Here is a 9,753-nt window from a genome sequence, read left to right as displayed (position 1 = left end):
GTTCGCGATGTGGCTGCTGCCGGCGTGCGCGTACCTGCCCCGCCCCCGGGCCTGGCTGACCGCACCTGCACGTGAGGTCGGCCGCCACCCGGGCAGTCACACCAGGTCGCCCTTGAGCGCTTGGCGCACGATGTGGTCCTGCGCAACATCCAGCGCGTCGAGCACCTGCATGGCCTTGTCGATACGGTGCTCGGCGGTGTCGGCGCGCGTCTTCGCGGCGCCGGCGCGGTCGTGGAGGGCTGTGAGCGAGCGGCAGAACTGCTTGAGCTTGACCGTGCGGATGACGCGGATCATGAGATGTCTCTTCCTGTGGTGTCGTGATGTCCCCGGCTCGAGAGGCCTGGGCCGAGGGGCCGGAGCTGGTTGTGGAAGCGGCCGTCCGCCAGATGGCCGGTGCCGTCGTGCTCGAGGAGCTGCTCCTCGGCTACTGGCCGTCGACGATGGCGGCGAGGTCGGCGAGGTCGGCGACGGCGCCTGCGCGGGCCACCAGGCGCGCGGGGCGCAGGCCGAGGCCCTCGTACGGGATGGCGCCCCACACGGTCCACTGGTCGCCCTTCAGGGCGGGGGTCCAGGTGAGCCAGTACGGCTCGCCGTCCGGGGCGCCCTTGACCTTCCACCAGCCGCGGTCCCCGGTCGGTTGGAAGGCGAGCGTGTCCACCGGCTGCAGCACCGGGACCGGACCGAACCGGCGCTCCTGCAGCTTGAGGTAGTCGCGGGTCGGCAGGATCGGCACCCGGGACCGCGTACGGTCACCGCTCCACGTCGCGCCGGGCACGTAGTTGAGCCCGCGCTTGGCAAGGATGAGCCCGGCCGCGGCGTGCAGGTCATCGCTCATCGCGGAGGAGTGGCGGTCTTCCAGGCTGACCGGGTCCCACCCGGAGGCGTTCTTGCCGCTCTTGTCGATCCAGTGCAGCGCGGCCCCGCCCGTGATCGGGGACACGTACACCTCGACGGCCGCCGGACGGTTGCGCTCCTCCGACGTGCGGCACATCTCGAGCCTCTGCGCCTCGGTGAACGTCACGCTCACCTGCCGTTCCCGCTGCGCCTGGAGGCGGTAGGCGGCCTTGCGGGTCTCGTCCCGCTCGATGCGGGCGAGAGAGAGCTGCTGTGTGAGCGTCTCGGCGTAGTCGGCGACCGCGCGGGCCGCCTCGCTCGGCAGGCCGGTCACGGTGACCGTGACGGGGGTGGCGCCGTACCGGCTCGCAAGGGTGTGGGTGTAGCTCACGTGGACCCTCTCTTTCGTGTCTGCCGTGGTCTGCCGTCCGCCGTCTCAACGGTCGGCGTGGTGCTCCCCGGCCCGGCTCGAACGGGCCACGCGCCTGCGCGGCGGGGGCTGAGGGCTCAGAAGGGAAAGGCATCGCGCGCCCGGCGCTCGCGGGCGGCCGCCACGCCGTCCGCGACCAGCTGGCGCAGCTCGGCCCTTGCGCGGGCTGCGGCCTGCGGCCGGGAGGTGTCGAGCGAGGCCTTCAGCAGACGGAGGCGGTGCCCGCCGTCCGGGGCGAGGAAGGCGCGTACCGCGAACGCGCACTCCTCGGCGTCCGGGACCGGGCCGAGCCCGGAGGTGTTGCCGTCGTACACCTCGGCCGCCCCGCCATCCGGGTCGGTGGTGTCCCACCAGGTGGCCACCCATCCGGCGAACAGATGCCGGCCGATGTCCCACCCGCTGCGGGTGTCCGTGTCGTCCCCGCAGGGGCGGTTGCAGTTGCGGGCCTCGATCAGGATTTCGCCATTCGCCGTCGGGATGCGCAGGTAAGGGGATCGCATCTCGAACGCGACACCTTCGCGGCGCAGGGCCTCGGCGATCAGCGGGCCGGTGGTCAGCCGCGGGGCTTCCTGAGTGGCGGGGGAGTTGGCCATGTTGGGGGGTCCTTCCTGTAGGCGTCGGGTGTTCCCGACACCCTGAAGACTACTAAAAATTTTCGCAGCATCAAGGGAGATTGGCGCGCCTCATCGTCCAGAGCCCCCACGGGAGCGGATTTCACAGGCTCGGCGCCGCCGCTCACCCCCACGACCGCGCCCTGACGACCGGCTAAGCAACCAAGACGTACCCGCCCCCGTCAGGCTTCTCGCCGTTGTCGGCACCCCGCTCAAGCCCCCGGCGCAGAACGCGCACGGAGAGCCGCACCGCCTTGACGAGCATCACGCTCGTTGCCGCTCCGGCGACCAGGACGCCGAGCACCACCAGGACCAGCGCGAGCAGCAGCGCCGCACCGTACAGCCGCACCAACACCCCTGCGGCAGACTGGCGTTGCGCGACTACCCCGAGCCGCTCGGCGGGGGAGGTCATCAGCCACCGGCCGTACTCACGCACCGTCGGCGCCTTGCCGGCAGCCGGTTTGGCCTCTGCGTCCGCCCGAGCACTTGCCGCGCGCTCGTCGTGCTCCTGGCCCCGGCTCTCGATGGTGATCGGCGCGCTCCGCGGCACCGCGATCGGCGCGGGCTCCAGTGCGAGCCGCCGTGGGGCCGCAGGAAGGGCGAGCATGGCAGGGGAGGGCAGGAGCGCGACGTGCAGACCCGGCAGGCAGGAGACAGGGTTTGCGCATACGTCGTCACGGATCGCCGGTTCCAGGACAGCGGGTTCGCCGGCCGGGCAGGGATTCTCCACCTCTGGACAGGTGCCGCCGTCGTCCTCCCAGCCGTTGACTGCGCCTGGGTCGCTCACCACGTCCGCCACGAAGGCGGGAACGCCCCTCAGTTTTGACCTGCACGCGTCAAGTCCGGCGGAAGACCCCGTTGCGCCCACGGGCGGGGACACCTTGAAGGTGTTCTCGTCCTCGCCCTGGGGAAGCGCCGGCCCCGGTGCGCAGTGCGATGCCGGGCCGGCGGTCCGGCCGCACCCGTCGCACCGGCCGCCGCACACCTCGCCCTCGCGGCACTCGCACGCCGGGCAGCGCTCGACCGTCTCGTCGGCCGCGGCCTGGTCCTGCCCGCCAGTCAGCAGTGCCCACACCTGGGCGGCGTCCGGGTCTCCGTCCCCGTCCGGTGCCACGGTTCCCACACGGGAGTTGTCCGGCGCGATCAGCCACAGCCCCCCGCACTCGTCACTGATCACGTAGGTGTCGCCCTGGTAGGTGACGTGCCAAATCCCTGCGATGATCCGGCGCACTTCACTGCGACCGGCGCGCTTCACCCGGCGCCGCTCGGCCGCCTCTACGGCCGCCGTACGCGCTTCGGCCTCTGTCTCCATCCGGGCGCGCTCGGCGGCTTCCCGCTCAGCCTCACGGCGCCGCGCCTCCGCCTTCCGGGCGGCCTCTTCGGCCTCGCCCCTGGCGATGATCCGTTCACACTCGGCGCGCGCCTCGGCCCTCCGCTGCTCCCACTCAGCGAGCCGGGCGTAGAAGGCTTCCCGCCGCCGCTTGGCTTCCTGCCCGCCCGGAAGCGGGGCCAGGGTACGCGCGCGCTCCTTACGGCCGTCGCTGGATAGGTCGCGGTCGCGCTTCGCGATGGTCAGCCGCGCCTCATAGGCGGCGCGGTCGTCGGCGTACACCCCGCCGGGGTTGAGGCGCACCAGGTGCAGGGCGCGCTTGCCGTCGTCCGTCGGGTACACCCGGCCGTCCGCGCTTCGGTACAGGAACCCGCCGCCCATGAGCAGCCGTACGCGCTCCGCCTTCACCCGCCGCCCGCAGTGCCGGAAGGTGTTGTCGTCCTCACCCGCCCACAGCAGACCGGCCGCCGCCGCCTCCATCACCGTGACCATGCGCGCCGACCAACCGAGTGCGGGCACTACTTCGGCCGCCTCGCCCTCATCCATGATCGCCCGCACCGCCGCACGGTCGACCGCCCGCCGGTCGGCCGCGACCTCGACCGGCGACCCGCTTTCCGCGTCCATCGCTTCCGGCCCGGACGGATCGCTGACGACGTCCGGCGCGTACGCGGGCAGATCCGCCGCGCCCTGGTCCTGATTCTGCTCGGCGAGTGCACGCTCCTCCGCCGGGAAGAGACGGCCGTCCGACAGCCACGGGTAATCCAGCCGCCCACGCCCCGACTTGGGCTCGTACTTGACGTCCTTGTCCGTCTCGGTCACCAGGCCGTGCCGGTGCGCGCGGCGCCAAAGGCGCAGCACCCGACGCCCCTCATCCGTCAGCCGAAACGCGCGCAGCTCCCCGGGCGCATCCATCAGCACTTTGGCCAGACCGGCCCGAAGCAACCCCAGGATGCGCGGCTTGCTCACCCGCTTGTTGACGTCGAACCGGTCGTACGCCACATCGCACGCCCACACCCCGTCTTGGAACTCGTCTACCTTGGCCTCTTCGATCCACCCCAAGAGCTGAACCTGAGCGGCCGAGAACGACCACGACCACGCGGCGACCTCGTCCAACTCCGCCGCCGTGAGCACGTCATCGGCCGCACGGTGGCTCAGCTCGTAGTGCGCGCGGGCAGCGTCGTACGCATCCGCCTTGTCCGCCCACCGATCGTCAAGAGCCTTGCGGATGCCCGGCTCGCACCGGCCGCACTCCACCCCCCACCAGTCCCGGTAGCGGGTGGAAAGCAGGGGCACGACGTACAGCCCGGACGGGCACTCGAGACCGTCTGTGCGCGCGTCATCGCAGCTGGCCGGCGACGGAAGCTCTGCAGGCTCGCCGGCCGACCAGACCTGCACCCCCGGGCAGGAACCGCCCTCGCTCTCCCAGGAGTTGACCGTGCCCGGGTCGCTCACCGTATCGGTCGCGACAGCCGCCATATTTGACTTGCACACGTCAAGTTCTGCGGAAAACCCCCCTTCCCCCACGGCGATTGCCATAGTTGACGTGTTCGCGTCAAGTCCCTGGGAAAGTGCCCTCCGGGCCTTGCCCGTCGGGACGGCCGGAGTGCCGCCGCCGGCCACGGGCGCTACCTCGACCGCCACGGCGTCCGCCTCGGGAACGTCGCCCAGGGCGCCGCCCTCGCCCTCCCACACGTCCACCCCGGACGGGTCCGACACCACGTCAGCCAGGGCACAGGCCGCAGCGTGCGCTTCGGCCTCCTCCGGGGCGGGCTCCGGGGTGACGTCGCGCGGGTCGGCGGGGATCGCCTCACCTGCCAGGGCGGCCCGCATCTGCTCGGCCGACATGCGCCCGCTCACCTCGTTGTAGGGGAGCGTGTACGTGCTGCCCTTGTGCCGGGTCTCAGCCGTTGCCGCGCGGGTGACCACACGGCAGCCGCCGACGGCGCCGACGGTGCCGCCATCAAACGCGGCGTGGATGTGCGGCACGGTCACCGTCTTGGCGTTGACCCGGCTCACCTCGTACCAGGACCCCCGCCACCGCGCGAAATCGCCCTTCACAAAGTCGGCTCGACCCCACACCTTGAAGCCGCGCCGCTCCGCCTCCTTGATCGTCTCCGCCCAGTACGTCAGCTCTTCGTCGTACTCGGCCAGACGGCGCGTCAGCTCCTCCCGGCGCGCCTCGGATGGCTCGCGTCGCCACACATCAGCCTTACGGCCCTTGTCGTCGACGCCGTCACGCTCCCGCAGAACGCCGCGCCGCTCCGCCTCCAGCTTCTCGATACGGCGCAGCGTGCGCCCCGGGTTCTTCCGGTACCGCTCGTAGGCGTCCGCGGCCGCCGCACGAGATGCCCAGTAACCGGCCCGCTCGCCCTCGGCGATGCTCTTACGCATCGCGTTGTGCATGCGCTCCTGGTCCCGGTACGCCTTCGGCGCGCTGTAGTGGTCCGGCAGGATCGGCTGACCCATCCAGAACCGTTCGGCGATCCGGTCCGAGGCATCCCGCGCAGCCTGCGACGATGCCGCCGCACGTCCGGCCCGGTCCGCGTACCGCTCCGCCCGCTCCTCGGACGCATCCACGCGGGCGGCCTCCCGCTCGGCGAACGACATGGTTTCTTCGATCACCACAGCGCACGACAGGCCGAGTGCGCGCACCGCGTCCGCAGCCCGGTTGATCTTCCACCGGTCGGCGCCCTTGTAGCGGCTGCCACGGATGAAGATCCCCGGGGTACGCCGATAGGTCCAGCCCAGCGGGCGCAACGCTTCCCACACCCCGTCACCCTTGGAGGAGCCCTCAACGGTGGTGCCGTCCTCGTGGGTGTGCCGGATGACGATGTCCGCCGCCTCTGCCCCCTCTTCCGCCTCCGCGACGTCCCCGGGCAGGGTGAGCGCGCGCAGCGCCGCCGGCGAGTGCCCCATGACCCGTGCGGCGCACTCGGCGCAGCGCGGAGCACAGCCGGGCACGTCCCACAGCAACACCCCGAACCCGCCACACGTATTTGCCGCCGCGCAGTCACCGCGCCCGGCAGGCTTCGCCCAGTCGATCGGCATAACCGCCACAGCCGCCGCGGACTCCCCCCGGTTCTTTGACGCGTTCGCGTCAAGTTCCCCGGAAAACCCCCCTTCCCCGCCGGGGCTGCGATTCTCGTTTGAAGTGTCCGCGTCAAGTCCTGTGGAAGTCGCCGGCTCCGGAGCGGTCTCCGCCGCGTACACCGGCGGGGTGGCCACGCCCGGAACGGCGCCGCCCTCGCCCTCCCATGCCTCGACCGCATCCGGAGCGCTGTCGACGTCCGGCAGGGCGCGCACGGGCGCAGCAACCGGCGCGGGAACCTCGGCCGGAGCGTCGGGGACCGTCAGGCCCGAACGGCGCGCCGACTCTGCCAGCCACTCGACGCCCTCACGCGCCTCGTTCACGAAGTGCACAACTGCCCCCGAATCGTTCCGCTCGACCGCGGCACGCGCGTACCGCAGCGCCGTACGCGCCCCCGCATCCACCCCGTACACCCGCTCTTCGTCCTCGTCCGTCAGGTCAGCCAGGTACGGCGACCACACCGACCACACCCGCTCAAGATCAGCCGCAACCGTGGCCAGGTCCGCGGCAGCCTGCGCCGCTTCCGCCTCGGCCTGCTCGCGCTCCGCCCGAACCTCAGCGCCGATCCGGGCGAGCGTCGCCGCGCCGTCCGCGTGACCTTCGGCCGTCGCGCACACGAACTCCGGGCGCTGCGTGATCGCCCACTCAGCGAACGCGTTCCCGCACTCCACCCACGTACCGGTCACGGTCGTACCGTCGGGCAGCGTCACCGCGTACCCGGCATCCGTGCGCACCGTGGCCCGTGCGCGGAGCATCGCGCACCCCATCGGAACAATCGCGCCGTCAACAACCGCGCCGCCCGACGTGCGCAGCGTCTCGGGGAACCGCTCGACCGCGGCGCGCGCGTCACCCACCGTGACGACTCCGCGGAGCACTGCCGCGCGTCCCTTGTACGACCCACCGTCGGCGAAACCGGGGCGCGAGAACACGCGCTCCCCCTCGGCCACATCAAGGCTGTAACCGGGGTCGACCGGCGCGGACGTCTCAGCGTCGTTCTCCGGCCCGTTCTCCTCCGGGGCCGACTCCTCTACCGCCTCCACGGGAAACAGCCCCTCAGACGCGCACTCGGCAGCGATCACCGTCACGTCAGCAGTGAAGCGGCGCGCTTTACCGTCCTCATCCGTACCGTTCGGCACCGACACCCGCGCGTACGGCGTCCCGTGCTTCGACCCGAACCACATGGGAACGGCCACGGCCTGATCACGCGTGGCGCGCACCCCGTCAACGGTCGCGATGATCACGCACGCGTCAGCGCTGCCCGCGTACGAGGATCCCGACCACTCACCCGTGATCACGTCGTTCGCCCAAACCTGCCCAGTGAACGCCACCCCTTCGACGTCCCACGCGAGCATCACGCCCGGGGCGTAACCCTCCGGCGTCCACTCCGCCGTACGAGCCGGGACGGACCAGCCGAAGAAGCCGGCCGGAGCATCCTTACCGGCCGCACGCGCGTCGCTCGCCTTGCGCGTCGCCTTGAACACGCGCGCCATGTCGGCGCGGTCGCGCTCACCCGCGGCCCACGTCTTCCCTCCGGTGCAGTCGCAGCGCGTCTTACCGGGTGCCTTGATCCGGCACTGACCGCACACACCCCGGTATTCAGCAGGGCGCGGCGTCTTACCGACCGCGCACAACTCAGCGTGACGCGTCTCGCGCGCCCGAACCTCACGGTTCAGCCAAGCCTGAATGTCCGCCTCACACGCGCCACGCTCGTACGTCTGAAAGTCCGCAACCTGAATCGTCGGAACCTTGACGCCCTTGTCACGGCCAGCAACCAGCAACAGGGGCGCACTGAAAGTCTCCAGCCCATTCCGGTCCGGCCCCGTGACGTCCACGCGGAACGACCAACGGCCGTCGACCGTGACGACGTGCCGCTTAGCGCCGTAGGCGCCGTTCCCCTCGCGCTCCCACACCACCCCGGGGCGCGCCGTTTCGGCAGTCTCCGCCATGGCGCGCGCAGCGAACCACTCGCACGCGTCGCCGGAGATCTCCCGCGCGTCACCCGTCGCGAGAATCTCACCCCCGGCAAACAGGGTCCAGCCGGACGACTCGACAACCGCCGTAATGGTCCGGCCACCGATGACCAACGGGCGCGCATCCCGCAGCGTGCGCACGCCCGGAACGTTCGGCCGGTACGTGCCGAACGGGAGCGCCGTACCGTCCGCCGTAGTCGCCTCCACGGGCGCGGGGGCGGGAACCTCCGCCGGAGCCTCCACGGGTGCGGGAGCCGGAGCCTCCACGGGCGCCGGAACCTCCGGCCCACCGACCACGACCGGCGCGTCACATGACATGGGAACGTCCGCCGACCACTCGACCGCATCCGACGAACGCACGGCGTAAGCCTGCGTGTGCGTACCCCTACGGCCGTCCGTAACGATCGTCCACCCCGGACGGTGGATGTCGCTGAACGACAGGGTTTCGCCACAGGTGCACTTGTAGCCGTACCGGTCCATAGACACGGTGCCGCGGCAGATACCCGAACGACGCTGCCCGTACCGCGTCATCGCGTACCGGCCGTTGTGCCGCACCGGTTCCAGGATCACCATTCCGTCCGGGCGCACATCCGCGATGTTCTTCCGCGCGAACGTCGACGCCGGCCCCCGCGTCTTGTAACCCTCCTTGCCCGGGATGATCCAACGCCCGTCAAGCGTCACCAGGCTGTACCGGCTGGTTGCCGGGCTGAACACCGAGTAGGCGACCGCCACACGCCGATCGTCAACGATCAACGCAGCGTCGGTAAGGCCGTGTCCTTCCATAGCGTTCAGGGCGGGAGTAGTGATCATGACGCGCATGGTTCGGATTCCTTTCGGGGAGCGTCCCAACACCCAGAAGACTACTAAAATTTTTCGGGGTCTTGCAAGCCTTGACGGTCGTGCGCCGCCCTCCTTTTTCTGACGCCTCGTCAGTTCGGAACATCCACGACATGGGAACTGACGTCACGTCAGTCTCTGACTGGTGAGCCATCAGGCACCTGCATTCCAGGGGGGGTTGACGGTATGTCAGGTAAACGCTGGAATCTCGCCACGCTCGGTTTCGTGGAGTACGGTGCGCCCCAACATCAGTTCGATTCCACCTGTGGAAAAAGGGCGCACCATAGTCCACAATCTCGACGTGGAACCCATCACAGAGAGTTACTGCGCACGGCAGTCCACGCTTTCCGCTACCTGCATCTATGCAGGTCAGAAGAGGTGCGCACCATTTTCCACAATCTCGACGCGATGGCCTTTACGCAGGTCAGAAGGGGTGCGCACGAGGGGGCGCACCGTTTTCCACGCTTTCCTTCATACAGTGACCACCGACTGGCCTGCGGTCGCCCAGGCCGCGAGCCCGGAGGGCTCGCACATCGTTCGCGGAGCGAACGATCGCTCGGCGCGGCACAGGTCGACGGGCTCGGGTACTGGCGTACGTACTGGCTGGTCGTCGTGCCGAACGCACGGCCGGTGTTCGCCGCCGTCGGGACCAT

Annotated in this window: 4 protein-coding genes and 1 pseudogene; 1 reads left to right on the top strand and 4 read right to left on the bottom strand. The window is 70.5% G+C overall.

All coding sequences use genetic code 11. The features are described from left to right. Window positions 1-96: 96 nt before the first annotated feature. The 4 genes from ACWC5O_RS44570 to ACWC5O_RS44555 all read right to left on the bottom strand — a co-directional run bounded on the left by ACWC5O_RS44570 (window position 97) and on the right by ACWC5O_RS44555 (window position 9,082). On the bottom strand, window positions 97-294 hold the full coding sequence (locus tag ACWC5O_RS44570) for a hypothetical protein (protein WP_450591429.1): 198 nt from the start codon (window positions 292-294) through the stop codon (window positions 97-99). Between the two features lie 130 nt (window positions 295-424). Next, complete coding sequence (locus ACWC5O_RS44565) at window positions 425-1,225, bottom strand: hypothetical protein (RefSeq protein ID WP_450591430.1); 801 nt, start codon at window positions 1,223-1,225, stop codon at window positions 425-427. Between the two features lie 116 nt (window positions 1,226-1,341). Continuing rightward, window positions 1,342-1,857: a hypothetical protein gene (locus ACWC5O_RS44560; RefSeq protein WP_450591432.1), complete on the bottom strand. Its 516-nt coding sequence runs from the start codon at window positions 1,855-1,857 to the stop codon at window positions 1,342-1,344. 172 nt (window positions 1,858-2,029) lie between these two features. Beyond that, on the bottom strand, window positions 2,030-9,082 hold the full coding sequence (locus ACWC5O_RS44555) for a DUF3560 domain-containing protein (protein ID WP_450591434.1): 7,053 nt from the start codon (window positions 9,080-9,082) through the stop codon (window positions 2,030-2,032). A 579-nt stretch (window positions 9,083-9,661) separates the two neighbouring features. On the opposite strand from ACWC5O_RS44555, the pseudogene ACWC5O_RS44550 reads away from it, so the two are divergent. Next, a pseudogene (locus tag ACWC5O_RS44550) lies at window positions 9,662-9,753 on the top strand (carbohydrate ABC transporter permease); the annotation flags it as partial.

The sequence above is a fragment of the Streptomyces sp. NPDC001450 genome, assembly GCF_053597295.1.
Note: the sequence above shows the minus strand (reverse complement) of the source record. Positions and strands in the feature narration are given on the sequence as shown.

Coding starts and splice junctions, on each gene's coding strand:
- ACWC5O_RS44570 (WP_450591429.1), bottom strand. CDS start 294: ATGATCCGCGTCATCCGCACGGTCAAGCTCAAGCAGTTCTGCCGCTCG.
- ACWC5O_RS44560 (WP_450591432.1), bottom strand. CDS start 1,857: ATGGCCAACTCCCCCGCCACTCAGGAAGCCCCGCGGCTGACCACCGGC.
- ACWC5O_RS44555 (WP_450591434.1), bottom strand. CDS start 9,082: ATGCGCGTCATGATCACTACTCCCGCCCTGAACGCTATGGAAGGACAC.